Origin of the sequence: Candidatus Igneacidithiobacillus taiwanensis, assembly GCF_031962545.1 — a bacterium.
In the GTDB taxonomy this organism is placed as follows: domain Bacteria; phylum Pseudomonadota; class Gammaproteobacteria; order Acidithiobacillales; family Acidithiobacillaceae; genus Igneacidithiobacillus; species Igneacidithiobacillus taiwanensis.
Genome location: NZ_JAVRKK010000018.1, coordinates 12,837 through 33,208, shown reverse-complemented (window position 1 = coordinate 33,208; position 20,372 = coordinate 12,837). Strand labels below are relative to the sequence as shown.

Annotated in this window: 22 protein-coding genes; 11 read left to right on the top strand and 11 right to left on the bottom strand. The window is 61.1% G+C overall.

All coding sequences use genetic code 11. The features are described from left to right. From RTI30_RS04560 to RTI30_RS04535, 6 genes are all read left to right on the top strand, one after another. Window positions 1-1,015: hypothetical protein (locus tag RTI30_RS04560; protein ID WP_312283382.1), on the top strand; the 1,015-nt coding region annotated here is incomplete at its 5' end. Between the two features lie 25 nt (window positions 1,016-1,040). Then, entirely contained in the window at window positions 1,041-1,700 is a 660-nt protein-coding gene (locus RTI30_RS04555; RefSeq protein ID WP_312262371.1) for a hypothetical protein, read from the top strand. A 33-nt stretch (window positions 1,701-1,733) separates the two neighbouring features. Continuing rightward, entirely contained in the window at window positions 1,734-2,564 is an 831-nt protein-coding gene (locus RTI30_RS04550; RefSeq protein WP_312262373.1) for a zinc ribbon domain-containing protein, read from the top strand. Between the two features lie 36 nt (window positions 2,565-2,600). Continuing rightward, window positions 2,601-3,794: a zinc ribbon domain-containing protein gene (locus RTI30_RS04545; RefSeq protein WP_312262375.1), complete on the top strand. Its 1,194-nt coding sequence runs from the start codon at window positions 2,601-2,603 to the stop codon at window positions 3,792-3,794. Between the two features lie 215 nt (window positions 3,795-4,009). Further along, on the top strand, window positions 4,010-4,423 hold the full coding sequence (locus RTI30_RS04540; RefSeq protein ID WP_312262377.1) for a ClpXP protease specificity-enhancing factor SspB: 414 nt from the start codon (window positions 4,010-4,012) through the stop codon (window positions 4,421-4,423). After that, window positions 4,420-5,064 carry a transglycosylase SLT domain-containing protein gene (locus RTI30_RS04535; protein ID WP_312262378.1) on the top strand — a complete coding sequence of 215 codons (645 nt, stop codon included), beginning with the start codon at window positions 4,420-4,422 and terminating at the stop codon, window positions 5,062-5,064. Before RTI30_RS04540 ends, RTI30_RS04535 begins: the two co-directional genes overlap by 4 nt. Here RTI30_RS04535 and RTI30_RS04530 read toward each other — a convergent pair. The 8 genes from RTI30_RS04530 to ettA form a co-directional block, all read right to left on the bottom strand. After that, window positions 5,046-5,294, bottom strand: coding sequence for a helix-turn-helix domain-containing protein (locus tag RTI30_RS04530; RefSeq protein WP_312262380.1), 249 nt, complete (start codon window positions 5,292-5,294; stop codon window positions 5,046-5,048). The two genes, RTI30_RS04535 and RTI30_RS04530, sit on opposite strands and share 19 nt — an antisense overlap. After that, entirely contained in the window at window positions 5,294-5,938 is a 645-nt protein-coding gene (locus RTI30_RS04525; RefSeq protein WP_312262382.1) for a DUF3426 domain-containing protein, read from the bottom strand. The genes RTI30_RS04530 and RTI30_RS04525 overlap by 1 nt, the downstream gene beginning before the upstream one ends. Next, on the bottom strand, window positions 5,913-6,815 hold the full coding sequence (gene prmA / locus RTI30_RS04520) for a 50S ribosomal protein L11 methyltransferase (RefSeq protein ID WP_312262383.1): 903 nt from the start codon (window positions 6,813-6,815) through the stop codon (window positions 5,913-5,915). Before prmA ends, RTI30_RS04525 begins: the two co-directional genes overlap by 26 nt. Then, entirely contained in the window at window positions 6,812-8,152 is a 1,341-nt protein-coding gene (accC, locus tag RTI30_RS04515; RefSeq protein ID WP_312262385.1) for an acetyl-CoA carboxylase biotin carboxylase subunit, read from the bottom strand. Before accC ends, prmA begins: the two co-directional genes overlap by 4 nt. A 3-nt stretch (window positions 8,153-8,155) precedes the next feature. Next, window positions 8,156-8,617 (bottom strand): acetyl-CoA carboxylase biotin carboxyl carrier protein, encoded by a 462-nt coding sequence (gene accB / locus RTI30_RS04510; protein WP_312262387.1) that lies wholly within the window; start codon window positions 8,615-8,617, stop codon window positions 8,156-8,158. A 21-nt stretch (window positions 8,618-8,638) separates the two neighbouring features. Next, entirely contained in the window at window positions 8,639-9,079 is a 441-nt protein-coding gene (gene aroQ / locus RTI30_RS04505) for a type II 3-dehydroquinate dehydratase (protein ID WP_312262389.1), read from the bottom strand. A 79-nt stretch (window positions 9,080-9,158) separates the two neighbouring features. Beyond that, the gene (locus tag RTI30_RS04500; RefSeq protein ID WP_312262391.1) at window positions 9,159-9,758 is read right to left on the bottom strand and encodes a nitroreductase family protein; all 600 of its coding nucleotides are present in this window, start codon (window positions 9,756-9,758) and stop codon (window positions 9,159-9,161) included. Between the two features lie 65 nt (window positions 9,759-9,823). Next, complete coding sequence (gene ettA, locus RTI30_RS04495) at window positions 9,824-11,491, bottom strand: energy-dependent translational throttle protein EttA (RefSeq protein WP_312262393.1); 1,668 nt, start codon at window positions 11,489-11,491, stop codon at window positions 9,824-9,826. A 121-nt stretch (window positions 11,492-11,612) separates the two neighbouring features. Between ettA and RTI30_RS04490 the strand changes: the two genes are divergently transcribed. The 3 genes from RTI30_RS04490 to RTI30_RS04480 are packed head-to-tail and all read left to right on the top strand — an operon-like array spanning window position 11,613 to window position 13,350. After that, window positions 11,613-11,735: a hypothetical protein gene (locus RTI30_RS04490; protein WP_312262395.1), complete on the top strand. Its 123-nt coding sequence runs from the start codon at window positions 11,613-11,615 to the stop codon at window positions 11,733-11,735. Continuing rightward, the gene (gene panD, locus RTI30_RS04485) at window positions 11,735-12,100 is read left to right on the top strand and encodes an aspartate 1-decarboxylase (RefSeq protein WP_312262397.1); all 366 of its coding nucleotides are present in this window, start codon (window positions 11,735-11,737) and stop codon (window positions 12,098-12,100) included. Before RTI30_RS04490 ends, panD begins: the two co-directional genes overlap by 1 nt. Next, entirely contained in the window at window positions 12,097-13,350 is a 1,254-nt protein-coding gene (locus RTI30_RS04480; RefSeq protein ID WP_312262399.1) for an MFS transporter, read from the top strand. Before panD ends, RTI30_RS04480 begins: the two co-directional genes overlap by 4 nt. Here RTI30_RS04480 and ccsB read toward each other — a convergent pair. Together ccsB and RTI30_RS04470 are read right to left on the bottom strand one after the other, a co-directional pair. Continuing rightward, on the bottom strand, window positions 13,335-14,513 hold the full coding sequence (gene ccsB / locus RTI30_RS04475) for a c-type cytochrome biogenesis protein CcsB (RefSeq protein WP_312262401.1): 1,179 nt from the start codon (window positions 14,511-14,513) through the stop codon (window positions 13,335-13,337). The genes RTI30_RS04480 and ccsB overlap by 16 nt on opposite strands. Before the next feature lie 26 nt (window positions 14,514-14,539). Then, entirely contained in the window at window positions 14,540-16,354 is a 1,815-nt protein-coding gene (locus tag RTI30_RS04470; protein WP_312262403.1) for a cytochrome c biogenesis protein ResB, read from the bottom strand. 83 nt (window positions 16,355-16,437) lie between these two features. Here RTI30_RS04470 and yihA point away from each other — a divergent pair, with 83 nt between their 5' ends. After that, a complete protein-coding gene (gene yihA / locus RTI30_RS04465; protein WP_312262405.1) occupies window positions 16,438-17,184 on the top strand; it encodes a ribosome biogenesis GTP-binding protein YihA/YsxC in 747 nt (248 codons plus the stop codon). A gap of 42 nt (window positions 17,185-17,226) precedes the next feature. Next, complete coding sequence (locus RTI30_RS04460; RefSeq protein ID WP_312262407.1) at window positions 17,227-17,685, top strand: NAD-binding protein; 459 nt, start codon at window positions 17,227-17,229, stop codon at window positions 17,683-17,685. On the opposite strand, the gene polA is transcribed toward RTI30_RS04460, so the two are convergent. Beyond that, window positions 17,682-20,372: a DNA polymerase I gene (polA, locus tag RTI30_RS04455; protein WP_312262409.1), complete on the bottom strand. Its 2,691-nt coding sequence runs from the start codon at window positions 20,370-20,372 to the stop codon at window positions 17,682-17,684. The two genes, RTI30_RS04460 and polA, sit on opposite strands and share 4 nt — an antisense overlap.

The window sequence follows — 20,372 nt, the reverse complement described above, 5'->3', positions numbered from 1 at the left end:
CACGCAAACGCCAGAGACTACGGAAGAAGAAGCAGTGCTTGCCGTGCCAGTAGCGAATACCGAGAGCACACCGACCCTGACCAGTGCCGCAGACCCTACGGATACCCTGCTTGCCCCGGCGGCACCAGAAGCCCAACCGACAACGCTACCGGGAGAATCATTACCTTCAGCAGAAAAACCGGCCGACGTTTCCCCCCAAGCCGCAGACCTACAAACCCCGCCTGCTGCCGAGGAGCTAGCAGCAAAGAGCGAGCAGGCTGCGGATCTCCGAGAGGTTTTCGCTGGTGCTGCGGCCGCATCCTTTCCAGCAGCGGAAACGCCACCTTTGGCACGCGAGCCGCAGCCCTCGGCCGCCGTGCCGCCTCCAGTCCTCAGCACACCCAGAGATCAGCAGGAAGCGCAGCCAGCGGTGCTAGCAGCAGCTCCAGGCGACGAAAAATTCTGCAAGACCTGCGGCGCCGTCTTTGGTGCGGGTGCGTTTTGTCGCAGCTGTGGAAAAGGCATCCTTCCCAACACCGGTGCCGAACCCAGTCAATCGGTGGAGCCGCGAAAAACCGGGCAGGGCAAAAAGCTTGGAATTATTGTTGCCATAGCGCTCGTTTTGGCGATTGCTGCTGCCGCTGCGTATTTCTTTTTGCGCCCGCGTGCGACTTCTCCGGCGGTCACCGCCGCTACCAGCAGTGCGTTGCCCGCAGCACCGGCGGCATCTACCGCCAGCGCAGTTTCCGCAGCGGCGCCCACGGCGTCGACCCAATCCGTGGCGGCACCCGTAAGCAGCCCCGCACTCAGTAGTGCGCCAGCGGCAAAACCCCAAGCGGCGCCGACGGTAAGTGTCCCAGTGGTCAAAGTACCCGTCGTCAAAATACCCGTCGTCCAGCCGCCCCATCCCAGGCCCGCAACAGCGCTGCCACACCCAGTACAACGGCCTTCGACACCTAGCGAAGCTGGCGAGCAACATGGGTTGACTGCCGAGCAGATGAAAAAATTACTCTCCCCCTTTGGTGGAAATGACTGATCTTTACTGCAAAATTGGAGGTTGTATGCAAGGTATTGTTCGCTCCGCTCGCTCCACGAGTGCACTGACCATTCTCACTCTGGGCCTACTTGCCGGCTGCTCGGCAAAATACAATACCCAGGTTCCGGCAATGCCCATCTCCATGCAGCAGGCCCAGGCCCAAGCGGGCGTCAAGCAGGCGGGCATCAACGTCTCGCGCCAGTTTGTTACCGCCTGGGAGGCCGCCAAGGGCAACATGAAAAATTCGCTAGAGCAATGCTCTCTGTCTGCGGGCTCGGGGTACGGCAGTCAACAGAGCTGTTGGCGACAGATGCAAAACCAAGCAGCAAGTTATGCCGGCCAATTCGCCGGCATGACCGTGGGCGGCCTCACTCCCGCACAAGAGCAGAGCTTTGCCCTGGCCAAGCAGGCGGCCGTCAACTTTTTTCACCTCAGCAGCAGCTACGCCAGTGACTGTAGCATCAGCACCCAGCGCTGCCTGCACAACGATGATTTGCGCATGCGTATGAATACCGAGCGCAAGGCGGTTGATAATTACCTCATGCATGCGACCGTCGTACCCAGCGCTGGCAGTTCGCTGCAATATGAGAACAATTCCGTCAACAACAACCTCGAGCAACTGCAGAACCCCAATATGGTTCCGCCGGCAGCCAATCGTCCGGCCATCAATGGATCGGGTCAGTGAGCCACTGGCATCCAACCATATAAGGAATATTATATGCTGCAGAACGCTCGACCGTTTTCTTGGAGCTCCGGGCTTTTTTCTTTAGCCAAGTGGGTTTCCTTGGTAGTCGCAATTCTCGCTTTGGTGGCTGCCATCATTTTTGCGCTCAGTTCTTTGGCGAATCGGGGCAATTTCCATGTTCCCCGCTTTGATTCTGCCGCGCGTGCCGCCTTGTTGGGAAACCTACCGACTAACCAAGCCAGTGTTGCGCAACAAAAGGTCAATCTGAAACTGAGTCAGGAATATGGTCGAGAAATCATCTCGATCATTTCCAAATACAACATTTCGGTAACCAATGAACAGCAAGTCATCAATCGCTTGGCAGCGTTACCGAAAGATTACCGCTCGGCCTTTGTTTCTGGCTGGGAGGACTACCTTGGCAACGGCATCGATTACGCCAAAAAAGAAGGCGTCTTTCAGGCCGTGGCCACCAGCAATGGCTTATTCAATCAGCAGCCGTCTACCGCCGATCTGCTCACGCAACAATATTTTGGCGAGTACAGCAATGCTATCAATACCGCCGAAAGTAACCGCGGACGTGAACGAATCGATCGTATCGCGAATCTCGGCATGGCGCTTTTTGCGCTGATGATTTTTGTCGTGGCTGTCATTGTCCCGATTTTGGTACAGGTAGAGCGGAATACTCGCCCGCTGCCGGCCATTAGCCCTGCTGCCAAGGTAGCAGTACCCGAGGATCGTAAAGCGGCATTCGCAACGCCAGTGGCGACACCGATCCAGAGCGATGCGAATCGCTGTCAAAATTGCCACCACGAGATCGTCATGGGCGATGCTTTTTGTGGCAATTGCGGTCACCGTCTGACCTAAGATTGCCATAGAACATCCTGCGCAGGAGCCGCCACCATGAAAACCGATATCGCGAACCTAGATTTTAGTATTATCAGCAAATCGCTGCAGGGTCTCACCCTTTGGCAGCCCATTGCCATTTTTGGCACGGCTTACCTCATTGGTCTTACCCTGTTTGGTCTACTCTCGTCTACCCACAGTATTTTCGCTGGGCTGGCCGGGGCCTTGTTGTTGATGATCCTTGTCGGCGCCGGATATCTGGGTGCTGGGCATTTTCTGAGCGCGGTGGCGCAGGATCGGGCGCTGCCCTCCCTGGTGCAAAGCCTCAGTTTCGGCCTGTTTACCCTGCCGCGCTTCATCGGCCTCATTATCATCGAGTACTTGTTGGTAATTGCGGTAATCATCGTCGAAATCATCTTGGTCGAAATTTGCCGCATCCCCGTTCTCGGGGGGCTTCTCTCGCTACTGATCTTCCCCGCCATCTTTCTTGCCAATGTGGCGTTGGTCATGATGTTTTTCGTCATGTTCAACCTCACTGGGCCGGCCCTCTGGTTTGGCGAAACCGTTGCTGGTGCCTTTCGCCATGTAGTCGCGGTTGCCCGCCGACGCCCGGGCCCGGTAATCTTTCTGCTTTTGAGCCTTGCTGCTCTTGCTGTCCTCATCGGGCTCCTCGTCTTTGGCGTGGCTGCCTATGTCCTGGCGTTGATGTCCGGTTACGTTGGCCTGCTTGGCCCGCAACTCTATGGGGTGGTGACCGAATTTCTGCAGAGTCTGGTCAATCCGTTTGCCTCTGCTGGAATGGAAAGCTTGGCGGATAGTAGCCTTGGCTATATGTTCCATGTCACCTTCAACGACCATCTCTACCCCATCAGCGCTTTGCTCACCGTCGCCTGCTTTCTCGTCTTGGTGGTCGCCATTCCCAACAACGTGCTCATGCTCGGGCTCGCCTATCTCTATGACCTCAATACCAAAATTGTGGACCCGGAGGAGGGCTCGGCGTTTGTGGATGGCGTCATGAGCGGCATGTCGAAAATGGCGGAGCGGACTCGTCAGGCAGCCGAGCAAGCGCGTCAGGCAGCCCGCGAGGCCTCCCAGCGAGCCGCGGCTGCGCGCCCGGAAAATCCCGTACCGCCAACAGAGCCCGCAAGCCCGAGCAGTGCCGTGGCAACCCATCCCACGTTCTGCCGCGGCTGCGGCGCCGCGTTGTCTGCCAACGACAAGTTCTGCGGCGAGTGTGGCCGCCCGGTCTGAGCGCGCGTACGCAACGCGATAGTATGTACCCCGGTAACCGTCGCCACGACTGGCGCGGCGGTTGCCCATTTCTCCTTCTCGCACTCCACAGCATCTATCCGGACAACCGCAAGGAATCGACCCGGAGATCCTTTTGATAGGATAATTGCGGCGTTACGCATGACCGAAAAACTTGTCATGCGACGGGTCTGTGCTAATTAGCGAAGGAGTGCATCGTGAAGAGGGGAATGCAGTTGTTGCCGGAGTCTTCCAAACCCTTTCTGCTGGACGCCATCCACGCTTGGTGTGTGGCGCAAGGCTACTCGCCGTTCATCGTGGTCAAGGTCGACTATCCGGGTGTCGAGGTTCCGCCGGGCTATGATCGCGATGGTCGTATCGTGCTGGACCTTTCGCCGTCGGCAGTGCATGGGTTGCAGATGGTAGATGCCTGGATCCATTTCCAGGCCCGCTTTGGCGGCGTGGCAAGGCGTATTTCCGTGCCAATGGCGGCGGTGGTAGCGATCTATGCAGCGGAAACCCAGGAGGGAATGGGCTTTCCCGAACCCACCCTGCCCGTCGACCCCGATCCCAAGGCACAGAAGGGGCAGACCACCGAGCCACAACGCCCCAGCCTGCGAGTCGTCAAATGAAGCGCCGATGTCTGCCCCTGCTCGCCGTGCTGGCTTGCTCCCTGGCCACAACCGCTCAGGCAGACATCTATGAGTACACCGACAGTAATGGGGTGATACACCTCACCAATCTGCCCCAACACAAGCAGCAGTACCACTTGGTGATGCGCACCCCGAGGATGCCGACGCAGCTAGCGCGGGCAGATTTCAATCCAGCGGCGCGCAAGTCTCTGCAACCCCTGGTCAAGGCGGCGGCAGCCCAATATGGACTGAGCCCAGCACTGCTCAATGCCGTCATCCGCGTCGAATCCGGCTTCAATCCCGGCGCGGTATCCAGCAAAGGGGCGATGGGGCTGATGCAATTGATGCCCGCCACGGCGAGCCGCTTTGGGGTGCAGGATGCCTTCAGCCCCGAGCAAAACATCCGTGCCGGAGCAGCCTACCTAGCGGAGCTGTTGCATCGTTTCAGCGGCGATTTGCGCTTGGCCCTCGCCGCCTACAATGCCGGTAGTCAGGCGGTAGTGCAGGCGGGCTACCATATTCCGCCCTTCCAGGAGACGCAGAATTACGTGCCCAAGGTCCTGGCCTACTACCAGCATTTTCAGTCCGAAGCTGGCAGCGACGGGCAGAGTAAGGCCTTGGTTCAGACGTCCAATCCGTAACGCTGGATCTTTTTGCTCAGGGTATTGCGGTTGATGCCCAACCACTGGGCAGCATCGCCGCGCCGGCCTTCGCTGTGCTGCAACACCGTCTCCAGCAAGGCGCGCTCGACTTCTTCCATGACCTTGGCATGCAGCTCGCGGGGAGCCTCACCGCCGAGGTCGGCAAAATAGCGCGTCACTTCGGTATGGACGCATTCGCGCAGGCTGGGCATTTGCTCGCGCTCGACCATCAGGGCTGCCTCAGGATGGTGACTTGATATCCGGGCACCGCCTGCAACTCGGGTCCCTGCAAAACAAAATCGACACGGCTCCTAGGGGAGAAACCCTCGGAGGGTTGGATGCCTTTGGGCAAATAGGCACTTGGGGCAAATTGCAGGGTCGCCACGGTCGACCCATAGGCATTACTGAGAACTACTTGAATCTGCGGGTAGGCCTGCACCATACCCGAAGTATTCTCGAGGGTGCCACGAATCACTGCCAGATGATTGGGTAAGGGCGTGACGGTACTATGGCCGATGTGGATTTCTGCATTGGGACCAGGCCAAGGCATGGTCACCCCCAAACGCTGGGCCGACTGCAGCAGAAAACTGCGTACCGGCGCGGCGCTTGCCAGATAGGCGTAACTGCGCGTCCACCACAGCACCTGCACGATCAACACCAAGACCAGGATGAGGATAACGGCCATGAGAAACCAGCGTCCCAGGCCGCCGTTTCGGGGTGGGGAGGAGTCCAGGGATTTGCTCAATGCTGGCCCCGCCACCGGCACTCGAAACACCTCGCCGCAGACACTACACTGCAAAGCCCCCTGATGCGCACGCAGCACGGCAGGGTCTACCGCAAAGGTCGATTCACAACGTGGACATTGGACTTCCATTTTCTTCTCCCACGAAACGTTCGCCCACCAGCAATGACCAACCGTCCCTTCTTTGGGCCGGTCGCAGAGAAAAATAGGGTGCATAAGCGGCCAGCAGCAAGGGCTCCTGCTCCACCAGCAGTCCAGACAGGGCGATCTTCCCGCCCGCCTGCACCCGCCGCGCCAGGCGCGGCGCCAAGTCTACCAGCGGCGCAGCGAGGATATTGGCTACCACGACAGGATACCTTTGCTCTTTCTCGGCCTCGGGGAGGGCAAGGAACAATTGCGACGAAACCCCATTCTGCTCTGCATTCTCACGCGCCACCTCGAGGGCGACGGGGTCGGTATCGACCCCCAGCGCCGTCTTGGCGCCGAGGAGCAGCGCGGCAATGGCGAGGATGCCCGAGCCGCAGCCGTAATCGAGAACGGTCTCGCCGCCCTGAATTGCCTCGCTCAAAAATTCGAGGCAGAGGGCAGTGGTGGCGTGCGAGCCGGTACCGAAGGCACGCCCTGGGTCGAGACGCAGGGTCAGGGCATCGACCGGCGCATCCGCCCAATGCGGCACGACCCAGAGGCGACCAAATTGCTGCGCCGGAAAGGCGGCCTGGGTCTGGGCCACCCAGTCTTGCTCGGCGAGCGCCTCGACTTGGGGCTGGTATTCCAGCCAGGCTTTTTGCGCGAGTAGCGCATCGATGCGCTGCCGTGCCGCCGCCGTGGCGGTAAACAGGGCCTCGCCACGATTCCAAGGCCAGTACTCGCCATCTACAAAGACTGGAGCGGTATCGTCATCTTCGAGCCAGGTGATGGCCTCGGCACCAGCGGCCAGCAAGTCCTCCTCCACTGCCGCGAGGTCGCGACCCGGAACCAGAAGACGCAGCTGCCACCAAGCCGGGTTCATCGTTCGAGCAAGGCCTCCAGGTAGTGGATGGAGACCCCGCCGGCAGCAAACTGGGCGTCGTCGATAACGCGACGATGCAAGGCAATATTGCTCTGGATACCCTCGATATTGATCTCCCGCAGGGCACTGCGCATGCGCGCCAGGGCCTCGCTGCGATCGGCTCCGCTGGCGATCAGCTTGCCGATCATGGAGTCGTAGTAGGGCGGCACCCGGTAGCCAGCGTAGACGTGGCTGTCGACACGGATTCCGGGCCCTCCGGGCGGGTGCCAGGCGGTGATCTGCCCCGGCGAGGGCACAAAACGTTCGGGATCCTCGGCATTGAGTCGACATTCGATGGCATGGCCGCGGAACTGCACATCTTCCTGGCGCAGCCAAAGTCGTTCTCCGGCGGCCACGCGAATCTGCGCCTTGACGATGTCGATCCCGGTGATCAATTCCGTTACCGGATGCTCGACCTGCACGCGAGTGTTCATCTCGATGAAGAAGAAGGTACCGGCGTCGTAGAGAAACTCGAAGGTCCCCACGCCACGGTAGCCGATGTCTTTACACGCCTGGACCACGGCAGCGCCCATGGCCTGCCGCTGTTCTGCCGTGATGCCTGGCGCTGGCGCTTCCTCGATGACCTTTTGGTGCCGCCGCTGCACCGAGCAGTCGCGCTCTCCTAGGTGAATGGCATTGCCGAAGCCGTCGCAGAGCACCTGAAACTCGATGTGGCGCGGCGTTTCGAGAAACTTTTCCATGTACAAGGCGGGGTTGCCAAAGGCACGCTCGGCCTCGGCGGTGGTCAACGCGACGGCATTGAGCAGGTGCGCCTCGGTATGCACCACCCGCATCCCGCGCCCACCGCCACCGCCCGCCGCCTTGAGGATGACGGGGTAGCCAATTTCCCGCGCCAAGCGCTGAATTTCGGCGGGGTCTTCCGGGATAGGGCCATCGGAGCCCGGCACACAAGGTACTCCGGCCTTACGCATGGCGGTCTTGGCGGCAATCTTGTCGCCCATCATGCGAATGCTTTCCGGGCGCGGGCCAATAAAGACAAAGCCGCTGCGCTCGACGCGCTCGGCAAAGTCGGCATTCTCGGAAAGGAAGCCAAAACCAGGGTGGATGGCTTCGGCGTCGGTTACCTCGGCCGCGGCAATCACTGCCGGGATGTTCAGGTAGCTTTTGTCCGAAGGCGCGGGCCCAATGCACACCGACTCATCCGCCAGTTTGACATGCATAAGGTCGCGATCGGGCTCGGAATGGACGGCAACGGTACGAATGCCCAACTCGCGGCAGGCCCGCTGTACCCGCAGGGCAATCTCGCCACGATTGGCAATGAGAATCTTGCCAAACATTGCTCAGGACTCGGGGGCAATAATAAAGAGGGGCTCGCCGTACTCGACGGGTTCGCCGTTACCGACGAGGATCTTGAGGATCTTGCCGCTGACGTCGGCCTCGATTTCGTTGAGCAGCTTCATCGCCTCGATGATGCAGAGGGTCTGCCCGGCCTTGACCGTGCTGCCTTCTTCCACGAAGGGTGGCGCCTCGGGAGAGGAAGCGCGGTAGAAGGTGCCGACCATGGGCGATTTGATCATGTAGCCTTCGGGTTGCGCAGGCTCGGCGGCTGGGGCCTCGCTCGCTGGCGCAGCGGCTACCGCAACCGGCTGGGGCGCAGCGGCAGGGAGGGTGTAGTGCTGCTGCACTGGCGCCGGCCGATGGCGGGTGATACGCACCTTGCTCTCGCCTTCGACCACCTCGATCTCGTCGAGGGCGCTCTTTTCGAGCAGGTCGGCCAGACGGCGAATAAATTGAATATCCATGCTGTATTCCTTTGCTTTTCTTCAAACCGAAAGGCGGCGGTGTACCGCCTCCAGGGCGAGAAGGTATCCCTCCGCCCCGAGGCCGGCGATAACGCCCTGCGCCAAATCGGAAAAATAGGAATGACGCCGGAAGGGTTCCCGCGCGTGAATGTTGGAGAGATGCACTTCGATGAAGGGGATGGCGACCGCACTCAAGGCATCGCGCAGGGCGACGCTGGTATGGGTGAAGGCGGCGGGGTTGATGATGATGAAATCCACCCCCTGCTCCGGCGCCGCCTGCACGGTATCGATGAGCACGTGCTCGGCATTGCTCTGTACGCTGCGCAGCTGCCAGCCCCAGCCCCGCGCCCGCTCGGCGAGAGCGGCATCGATCTGTGCGAGACTACGACTGCCGTAGTGCTGCGGCTCCCGGCGCCCCAAAAGATTGAGATTGGGTCCGTGGATTACGAGGATCTGGGCCATGGCGGCAGTTTTGAGGCGGTGGCGTACATGGCCTCAGAGTCTGCCGCAAAGCGAGGCACAAATCCAGAAGCGGCCCGCCTTAGAAGTGGTTTTCGATCAACCAGTCGGAAACGGGTAAGCGGTTGCGCTCCCAGGCATTGTCCTGCCCCTTGCCGATCGCCACCATGTAGCCAATGGCGTGATTTGCCGGCAACCGGATCAAGCGCGCGACGGCATCGAAGTCGAAGCCATCCATGGGGCAGCTGTCGTAGCCGAGGTCCTGAGCCAGGAGCATCAAGGTCATACCCACAATCCCCAAACTGCGCATGGCTTCATCACGCGCCACTTCGGGCTTGCCGCGGTAGTATTCGTCGAGCTTGGGCAATAAAAAGTCCTGTACTGGCTGCGGCGCCGTGGCCCAGTAGCGCTGCGGCTGTTCCTGCCAGGCATCGAGGTCGGCACAGAGAACGAGAAGCAGGGAGGCATCGGTGACCTGGGCCTGCCCCCAGGCTACCTCGCGGATGGCCTGGCGCAGTTGCGGATCCTGCACGTCGACGATGCGCCAATGCTGAATGTTGTAGGCACTGGGGGCAAGGGCGGCATTTTCGAGCAGCTGCTGACGGACCGCGGCAGGCATCTGGTGTTGGGGGTCGAAAGACTTGGCGGCGCGACGGCGTTGAACGGCACTCAGAACATCCATGCGAACTTCTCCTGGGAATGGAACTCCGTCCAATCATACCAACCAGTCTGTACTAAAAGCAAAACTCAGCGGGCGATGGGCTTATAGCGCAGTCGGTGCGGCCGTGCCGCCTCCTCGCCGAGTCGACGGCGCTTGTCTTCCTCGTACTCGCGATAGTTGCCGGTGAAGAACTCGACGTGGGCATCGCCCTCAAAGGCGATGATGTGGGTGGCAATACGATCGAGAAACCAGCGGTCATGAGAGATCACCAACACCGTACCGGCAAACTCGAGGAGGGCATCTTCGAGGGCGCGCAGGGTTTCGACATCCAGATCGTTGGAAGGCTCATCGAGGAGGAGGACATTGCCGCCACTGAGCAGGGTCTTAGCCAAATGCAGGCGACCTCGCTCACCACCGGAGAGTTGTCCCACCAGCTTCTGCTGGTCGGCGCCCTTGAAGTTGAAGCGGCCGCAGTAGGCCCGGGAAGGAATCTCGAATTTGCCGATTTGCAGGATGTCGAGACCGCCAGAAATTTCTTCCCAGACATTTTTCTTGGCCGCCAGGGCGTCGCGGGACTGATCGACATAGGCAAGCTGCACCGTTGGTCCGACCTTTACCGTGCCACTGTCCGGCTGCTCCTGCCCAATGATGAGCTTGAAGAAGGTGGACTTTCCAGCCCCGTTGGGGCCGATGATGCCCACGATGGCCCCGGGCGGAATCCGAAAGCTGAGGTTCTCGAAGAGCAAGCGGTCGCCAAACCCCTTGCTAACTCCGTCGAACTCGATCACCTCATTTCCCAGGCGCTCGGCCACCGGAATGAAGATTTCCTGGGTTTCGTTGCGCGCTTGGTACTCGTAAGAGCTCAGTTCCTCGAAGCGGGCGAGGCGGGCCTTGCTCTTGCTCTGGCGCCCGCGAGCGCTCTGGCGCACCCATTCCAGCTCTTGCTTCATGGCCTTGATCCGCGAGGCCTCACTGCGCGCTTCCTGTTCCAGGCGCTTTTCCTTTTGCTCCAGCCATGACGAATAATTTCCCTTCCAGGGAATCCCTTGGCCGCGGTCGAGCTCGAGAATCCATTCCGCGGCATTGTCGAGGAAGTAGCGATCATGGGTCACCGCTACCACCGTGCCGGGAAAACGCTGTAGATATTGCTCCAGCCACTCCACCGACTCGGCGTCGAGATGGTTGGTGGGTTCGTCGAGGAGAAGCATGTCGGGACGACTAATGAGCAAGCGGCACAGGGCAATGCGCCGCCGCTCGCCGCCAGAAAGGGTACCGACCTTGGCATCCCAAGGGGCCAGACGTAGGGCGTCGGCGGCCACTTCCATCTGCTGTTCCGCTTGGTGCCCATCCCCCGCCGCGAGAATCGCCTCGAGGCGCGCCTGTTCGCTGGCGAGGGCATCGAAATCCGCATCCGGCTCGGCATAGGCGGCGTAGACGGCATCGAGGGCAGCCCGCGCACTGAGAATTTCTCCCAGACCCTCTTCTACCGCCTCGCGCACGGTCTTTTCCGGGTCCAGCTGCGGCTCCTGGGGGAGATAGCCGATCTTGATCCCCGGCATGGCTGTGGCCTCGCCCTCGTACTGGGTGTCGACACCGGCCATGATCTTGAGCAGGGTCGATTTACCCGCGCCGTTGAGGCCAAGGACACCGATCTTGGCACCAGGGAAGAACGACAGGGAGATATCCTTGAGCAAGACGCGCTTGGGCGGCACGATCTTGCTCAAACGGTTCATGGTGAAGACGTATTGCGCCATGGAAATCCTTCCGGGTGGGTTATTGGGTGCTAGTCTAGCACTGCCGGGACGACCTCGCGATTCCCCGCCCTGCCGCCGCGCGCTACACTACGCCAGCAATGGTCAGGGGGAGGGCGTTGCAATGCTGAGTTTCTGGGGAGAAATCATCATCATGATCGGCACACCAGTGCTGCTTTTGGTCGTTGCTTTGGGGGTGAATCGCCTCGCGCGCCGGCATCATTCCCGAGACTCCAAGGAGCAGTGATGTTCTTGACCCTACTGAAGAGCAAGCTGCATCGGGTGCGGGTGACCGCCGTCGAACTCGATTATGAGGGCTCCTGCGCCATCGATGCCGCCCTCCTCGAGGCCGCAGGTATCCTGCCCTATGAGCAGATCCAGATTTACAACGTCAACAATGGCGACCGCTTCACTACCTATGCCATCAGCGCGGCCCCTGACTCCGGCTGTATTTCCGTCAACGGTGCCGCGGCGCGGCGGGTGGCGATTGGCGACCTGCTCATCATCGCCAGCTACGTGCAAATCAGCCCGCAGGAAGCGCGCGGCTTGCAGCCGCAAGTGGTTTACGTCGACCAGCAGAACCGCCGCATCACCCCGCCGCTAGCCCTGTGAGCGCAGCACCACCGGGCCCGTCAATACCCTTGCTATCCACCAAGCTCTCGGCCAGCGCCAAACGTTTGCTGGCCATTCGCGGCGCCCGCAGCCTGGGGCAGGGGGCGCTGGTGGTCGACTTCGCTCTCTATCTACACAGCCTGCACTGGTCGGCGGTGGCCATCGGTACCCTGTATTCCGTAAGCCTGCTGCTGGGTGGGCTGGCAACCCTCTTGGTTGGGCCAGCCAGCGATCGCTTTGGGGCACGCCGATTTCTGTTGGCTTATGAAGGGGTACAGGTCCTCGCCGCCGTATTGGCCCTGAGTAGCAGCAATGCCCTCGTCCTTGGCCTTGCCGCGGTACTCGGTTCCTTTGGCCGCGGCGCCAACGGCGCTGCCGGGCCCTTTGCGCCAGCCGAGCAGGCCTGGCTGTCGCGCTTGGTGCCGCAGGAAATTTGGGGGCGGGTGCTGCCCCTCAATACCGCCATCGGCCTCTTGGGGATGGGGATGGGCGCGGCCCTCGCCGCCCTGCCGGGGCTTCTTGCGCCAGCTCTACCCGAACAAAGCGGCTATCGTGCCCTGTTTTTGCTCGTTCTTGGCGGCGCCTTGTTCAGCCTCTGGTTGCTCTTTACCAGCACCGAGCCGGCAAGCGCACAAAGCGAGGAAGAGGCCACAGCAGAAATCGACGCCAACCCTCGCAAGCCCTGGCGTTCCTTGCTCATTCTTGGCGGCATCAATAGCCTGAACGGTCTGGGCATTGGCCTCATCGGCCCGCTGCTCGCCTACTGGATGCATCTGCGCTTTCATGTCGGCGCCGCCCTCATCGGCCCCGGCATGGCCCTAGCCTTTTGTACTGCAGCGGCAAGTTCGCTCTTCAGCATCCGCCTCAATGCCCGTTTTGGCATGCTGGGGACGGTCTTGGGCCTGCGCCTCCTGGGTTTGCTGATGCTCCTGGCGATTCCCCTGGCCCCCACTTTTGCCTGGGCGATGCTTGCCTATATTCTGCGTTCGGCAATGAACCAAGGCAGCATCGGTAACCGCCAAGCCCTCTTTTTGGGAATCGTCGCGGCGCCACATCGCGGCCTCGCCGCTACGGTAAACAGCCTCAGCATCCAGGCGCCCCGCGCCATCGGTCCGGCCATTGCCGGTCTCTTCTTTGCCGCCGGCACGTTGAGCTGGCCTTTCTACTTGGGTGCCAGCCTGCAGGCCCTCTATCTACTCTTCTTTACCCGCTTCTTTGCCCGCCGCCAATCGACTCAGAGTTTGCCGTAGGAGTGCAGACCAGAAAGGAAGAGGTTGACACCAAGGAAGCAGAAACTCACTACCCACAAGCTCAGAAAAGACCACCAAGCCATGCTGTTGCCGCGCCAACCCTTGACCACCCGAGCATGCAGGTAGCCCGCGTAGTTGAGCCAAACGATCAGGGCCCAGGTTTCTTTGGGATCCCAAGACCAAAAGCCACCCCAGGCCCGCGCCGCCCAAACCGCGCCGAGGATGGTCGCCACGGTAAAGAAAAGAAAGCCGAGGGCGATGGCACGGTACATCACCTCGTCCATCTGTTCCGGCGACGGCAGGCGTGCGGCCAGCGCACCGCCGTGGCGGGTCGACCAGTTACCCAGTAGGTAGGCGAGACCAATGAGGCTGGCGACGGTAAAATTGGCATAACCGACAAACATCATCGGCACGTGCAGCTTCATCCAGAAGCTTTGCAGGGCGGGGATGAGGGGCTCGATCTGATCCATGTGCTGGACTAGGGTCAGCCACAAGAGAAACCCTACCGCTGCCGCCACCAGGGGCATAACGAAGGCACCAAGGCTGCGATTTTCCGCCTTACTCTCGTAGTAGAGATAAAAAAGGGAGGTGCTGGCACAGAACAGGACGAAAACTTCCCAGAGATTGCTGACAGGAATGTGCCCCCAACTCGGGTGGCCCAGATACGTCTCGCGCCAGCGTACGCCCAGGCCAATGAAGCCAAAGATCACCCCTGCCCAGGTCAGCCGCGTTGCCCAGCGACCAATGGCTGCCTGCCCCGTCCAGGCATGCACGAGGTAGGCAAGGGTAGCGAAGAGTAAAAATGCCGACATCCACAGTACCGCTGCCACTCCTTGCAAGACATAGCGCAGCAGCCAATCGTTGGCGGGCGTTTGCCCGTGAGCATAAAGCCAGACCGCCGCCAGGGCTGGCAGGGCCGTGGCCAGCACCGTCCACTGCAGCGGCCGCCAGGCCATGCCACCCAGCAGAAGCGCCACATACCAAGAGGCGAGTACCACGTACTGCCAGTAGCCAAACTGCGCCCCCCACTGGGCCAGGATGTAGAGCGCCGCGGCGCTGAGGCCAGTGACCCAAAGCGCCTCGCGCCGCAGGTTTTCGCCCAAAGAACGCCGCTGATAGGCAATGGGCAGTTCCTTGGCCCAGGATTCGATATTTTCTGCCATGATCTACGCTCCTCTCTTCCGATCCCTCAGTGTTTGCTCGCCGAGTCTCGCAGTAGCCGCTCCCAGGCGGCAAACTCTCGAGCAAACTCACCTTTGTTACGGTCGGCGCTGGCCCCTAACTCCAGCCTTGCGCCCGTACCATTCTTTTCCACCAGTGCCCAAACCCGCTTTTGGGGCAGATAAAACAAGATGAAAATGCCGAGTACCAAGGCCACACAGCCCCAATAGATGGGCACGGTACCGGGCCACTTGGTCACCTGTAGCCCCGCCGCCCAGCGGTGGTCGAAGGATTGCAGGTGCAAAAGGAAGGGTGCTGGGTAATCTCGCATCTGCGTCAGGGCATCGAGGCTCGCCTGCACGAAACGCCCCTGCTCCGCGGCCGACATGGTGACATTTTCCTGGTGCAACAGCATCTGGAAGATTTGTTGAAAAATCTCCGGAGAGGCTTGCGCTCCACCCCGTGCAGCCACTTGCAGGGCAGCCAAGTAATCGAGGAAGAGCGCGACACCACCATTGGGCCCGACAGGCAGGTAGACGTATTGGTACTCCGCCCCCAGACTCTGCCGGTATCCCTGCACAAAATACCCCTGTCCGGCGCGGTAAATGGGGTTCATGTAGGTCTTGAACTCCGCCGCGCCGCCGTGCGGATCGTGGACGATGTACACATAGCTCGGCCCCAGGTTGACCATGGGATGCTGGGGATCGGGTTTTTCGCCCAAGGCCGATCTCGGCAGCACGTTGTAGAGCGAAAAATCCTTGAGCTGTACCGAGTAGCCGGAATTCCCGGCCTGCAAGGTCTGCCCCACCCGACCGCTGAGCATACCCGGATGCGCGGCGGGCATGCCCAGCAGGTAGCTCTGCAAATGCAGCAGCGAGCCGCCATCGCTAAAACTCGATTGGTAGATTTCCACCCCATCGTAGGCCATCGGGTGGTTGACGCGAATGCTGCCGCTCTTCAGCACCTTGCCGGAAGGGCTGTAGAGGACGACGTCGGAGACGAAATCCCGCGGCATGCCGGTGGAATAGTAGCGCACATGAAAAGCGCGCAGATGAATGCGAAAGGGCAAGGGCTGGACCAGATAGCCATTGCCCGCCAGCTCGAAGACGGCATTGGCGGTTTGCCCCTCGGGCAGGGTGATGATGCCGCGGTAGGCGGGGTTGTTCTCGGGCATCCATGCCGATTTGGGGATTTCCCCCAGAGGCAGGTCGAAGTTGGTGGCCGGGCGCAGGGTTCCGGTCCACTCCGCCCATTTTACCGGAATGTCGGCATTGTAGAGAGCGGCAGCGCAAATGAGGATAATCGCTAGATGGGTGAGAAAGTAGCCCAGGCGGTGAAAACGCCCCTTGCGGGCAGCCACATAGACCGTATCGCCGTCCTGTTCCAAGCGCGGACGAAAGCCCGCCCGGCGGAGCAAGGCCGTCAGCCGAGAGACCATCTCGTCGGCAGTCAGCGCCGTATCTTGGCTAAAAAAATGCTCCTGCCCGCGGATGGCCGAACGCTTTTGGCGCACCGGCAAGGCGCGCATGTCGCGCAGCATGCGCGGGCTGTTGCGGGTAACGCAGGTGGCCGTGGAGAGAACCAAAAAGGCCACGATGCCGGTATACCAGAGGGTACGATAGACATTGTAGAGACCAAGATCGCGAAAAACCTGAAACCAAAAGCTGCCAAACTGCAGCTGATAGTTTTCGTAGGGCTGCTGCTGACTGAGTATCGTGCCGATGATCGAGGCAATGGCCAAGAGCACGAGCAGGCTCACCGCCAAGCGCATGGAACCCAAGAAACTCGCCAACAGGCGCAGCCGAGTCGACTGCGCAGGCCGAACCATCGTATCGGTCTGCAACCACCACCTCCCTTTGTCTGCTGGCAGTCTACCCCCTTGCTCGAGAATTGCCAGCCGGGCGACGCCACGGCTATGCTGCAAGCATGGAACGTACCAAGCAGCATCTTCCCAGCAAGAATCCGCCCTTAGCGGCGCTCCGTCAGGCGGAATATTTGTTGAGCGTGACCCGCAGCGGCCAACTCCCCGCCGACAGCGGTGCCGAAGTGGCCATGGCCGGCCGCTCCAATGTTGGCAAGTCCTCGGTCCTCAACCGCGTTTGTGGGCAGCGCGCCCTGGCACGGGTGAGTCGTACCCCAGGTCGCACCCAAGCCCTCAATTTTTTCACCCTCGGTACGCCTGCGCAGCGACTGGTCGACCTGCCGGGCTACGGCTACGCCAAGGTCCCGGAGGCGATGCGCCAACAGTGGGGCGATTTACTCAGCAACTATTTACGCAGTCGCCAGAGTCTGCAGGGCCTGATCCTGGTCATGGACGTTCGCCACCCGCTCATGCCTTTCGATTGCGATCTCCTGCGCTTTGCCGCCCACTGCCAACGCCCGGTACATGTGCTGCTCAACAAGGCCGACAAACTCTCCCGCGGTGCCGCCCGGCAAACCCTGCTGCAACTGCTGCGTGCCGGCGAAATGGAAGGCAGCACGGCACAGCTCTTCTCGGCCAAGGATGGCGATGGCTTGGCGGAGTTACAGGAAAAACTCGCTTGTTGGCTGAAAAAAAGTCCCCCGCCGGAAGCGGGGAACAATAGTGAGTCCTCAAAGGGAGGAGAGGACTCCCATCCCGGACAGGGAGGTGAAGTCCGGGAAAAACTACCCCCCTTTGAGTCTACAGATTGAAGTAAAGTTCAATTTTTTCTGTCCTTGTCAGGAGACCGGGAGATGAGCCTGCAAAATCATTACGTTATCGTTGGTGACACACCGCTGGCCCGCAACAGTTACCGCGAGTTCAAGCAACGCGGGCAGACGGTGCGTGTCATTCTGCTACGCCAGCCCGACGACACCTACTTCCAGGCCGAAGACGTGATCATTGGTGATGCCAGCGATACCGACGTCCTCAACGAGGCCCAGGTTGGCGCGGCGGCTGCGGTTCTCGCCCTGCGCGCCGACGACTCGGAAAATGCCTTCATTGTGTTGGCCGTGCGCGAACTACAAGGCCCCGCCAAGACCGTCGCGGCCGTCAACGACAGCAAAAATCTCAAGCGCGTACAACGGGTAAAGCCCGATATGATCATCGCTCCCCAGGTCATCGGCGGCGAAGTCCTGGCCATGGCGCTGAGCGGCGAGGAGCTGAGCAGCGACGCCATCCTGCAGATGTTCCACAGCAGCAATCGCGCCTAGGCGTGGGCCTCCGCCCAGGAGGAGCCCCAACCCATACTCACCTCGAGGGGCACTGCAAGCCTGGCCACTCCCTCCATCCGCTCGCGTAGGGCCGCGCGCGCCGCATCCAGGGCCGCCGCCGGCACTTCGAGGATCAACTCGTCGTGTACCTGGAGGATCATCCGCCCGCGTTGCTTGGGGTTTTCCTCGAGCCAAGCATCCACGGCAATCATCGCCTTCTTGATCAAGTCCGCTGCCGTTCCCTGCATTGGTGCGTTGATTGCCGCCCGCTCGGCATAGGCGCGGCGGGCGAGATTGCGGGACTGGATCTCGGGCACGTAGAGGCGGCGGCCAAAGAGGGTTTCTACATAACCGCGCTGGCGGGCCTCGGCGCGCGTACGCTCCATGTACTCCGCCACCCCCGGATAACGCTCGAAGTAACGCTGCATGTAGGCGCGGGCACGACCCTGATCAACGCCGAGCTGCTGCGCCAGCCCAAAGACGGTCTGCCCGTAGATGAGACCAAAGTTGATCGCCTTGGCCGCCCGCCGCTGCTCGGCATCGACGGCCTCGAGAGGTACCTCGAAGACCTCGGCGGCGGTAGCACGGTGGATGTCGGCGCCGGCCGCAAAGGCGGCAAGAAGACCGGGATCCCGGGAGAGATGCGCCATGATGCGCAACTCGATCTGGGAATAATCGGCACTGAGCAGCAGATTGCCTTCCTCCGCCACGAAGGCGGCGCGAATGCGGCGTCCTTGCTCGCTGCGAATGGGGATATTCTGGAGGTTGGGATCGCTCGACGACAGTCGCCCCGTAGCCGCTACCGCCTGCCGATAGTGGGTATGTACCCGACCGGTGCGCGGGTGGATCATCTGCGGCAGGGCATCGGTATAGGTATTGCGCAGCTTGGCCAAACCCCGGTACTCGAGAATTATCCCCGGTAAAGGGGAGTAGGCACGCAGTTGATCGAGGCTATCTTCGTCGGTGGAGGCCTGGCCGCCCTTGGTCTTTTTCTGACTGGGCAGCTGCATCTTGTCGAAGAGGATCTCCTGAATCTGCCGGGGAGAAGCCAGATTGAACTCCTGCCCGGCCAAGGCATAGGCGGCCTCTTCCTGCTCGCGCATCGCCGCCGCCAGTTCAGCACTCAGGGCCTCGAGCTGGCCGCGGTCGATCTTCACCCCGCTCCACTCCATGCGCGCCAGCACCGGCACCAGAGGCATCTCGATCTCGCGAAAGACGCGCTGCAGGGCCTCGTCCGCTTCGAGGCGCGGCCAGAGCTCGCGATCGAGACGCAAGCAAACCTCGGCATCCTCCGCCGCGTAGGGCAAGGCATCGGCCAGGGGCACGCTGGCAAAACTGCGCTGATTCTTGCCCTTGCCGACCAGATCCTCGTAGCGGATGTTTTCGTGCTGCAAAAAGCGCTCGGCCAGATGGTCGAGGTCGTGGGGGCCATTGGAATCGAGCACATAGCTCTCGAGGAGGGTATCGCGCAGCAAGCCTTGCGGGTAGATTCCCTGCCCCCAAAAGACCTGCCAATCGAACTTGGCATTCTGCGCGACTTTGGCCGCCCCCGACACCAGCCAAGGCTGCAGACGAGCCAGAACCGTGGCCTTGGGCAGTTGCTCGCCCTCGGCATGACCCACGGGAACATACACCGCCTGCAGCTCCGTGCCTTCGTACCAAGCCAAGGAGATACCCACCAAATCGGCATCGTGGGGCGACAGGGCCGTGGTTTCGGTATCGATGGCCACCACAGCCGCGGCCTGTAGACGCTTGCACAGATCGTCTAGGGCCTCGAGGGTGTTGATGAGGCGATACCGCTGGCGATCGATGGGATCAGCGCCCGCGGCTGGAGGGTCGTCAAGGTTCGCCGCAAATTCCCGTCGCCAGCTACTAAAGCCCAGGCGCTCGGCCAGGGCGAGGAGGGCGGCATTGTTTGGGGGACGGCGGCGGTAGTCTTGCTCCGGCAGCTCGAGATCGCAACGGATGCGTGCCAAGTCGAGGCTGCGTGGCAAAAAATCGCGACTGGCGCGCAGGGCCTCACCCACCTTGCCCGGCACTTCCTCGGCATGGGCGAGGAGATTCTCGAGGCTGCCATACTGCGCCAGCCATTTGGCTACGGTCTTGGCGCCAGCGCCGGGCACGCCCGGGATATTGTCGACTTTGTCACCCACCAGGGCCAGATAATCGGCTATCTGCGCCGGTGCCACGCCAAATTTCTCCTGCACCCCGGCGGCATCGAGAACGGTATTTTTCATGGTGTCGATGATCTGCGTGCGCCCGTCCACGAGCTGCGCCAAGTCCTTGTCGCCGCTAACGATCAGCAAGGGACGCTCGGGAGCGGTCTGCGCCGCCAAGGTACCGATGACGTCGTCGGCCTCGACCCCTTCCACTCGCAACAGGGGTAGGCCCAGGGCCTCGATCCATTCCAGCAGCAGCGGGACTTGCGCCTGCAACTCGGTTGGCATTGCCGGCCGCTGTGCCTTGTAGTCGGCGTAGATGTCGTCGCGAAAGGTCGGCCCTGGGGCATCGAAAATTACGATGATTTCGCCCTCGGGATATTCCCGCTGCAGGCGCCGCAGCATGTTGGCGACTCCGTAGATGGCACCAGTGGGAAGGTTGTCGGGGGCGCGCAGATCGGGCAGGGCATGAAAGGCCCGGTAGAGAAAGCTCGATGCGTCGACGAGGATACGGGGATTCTGGGCCAT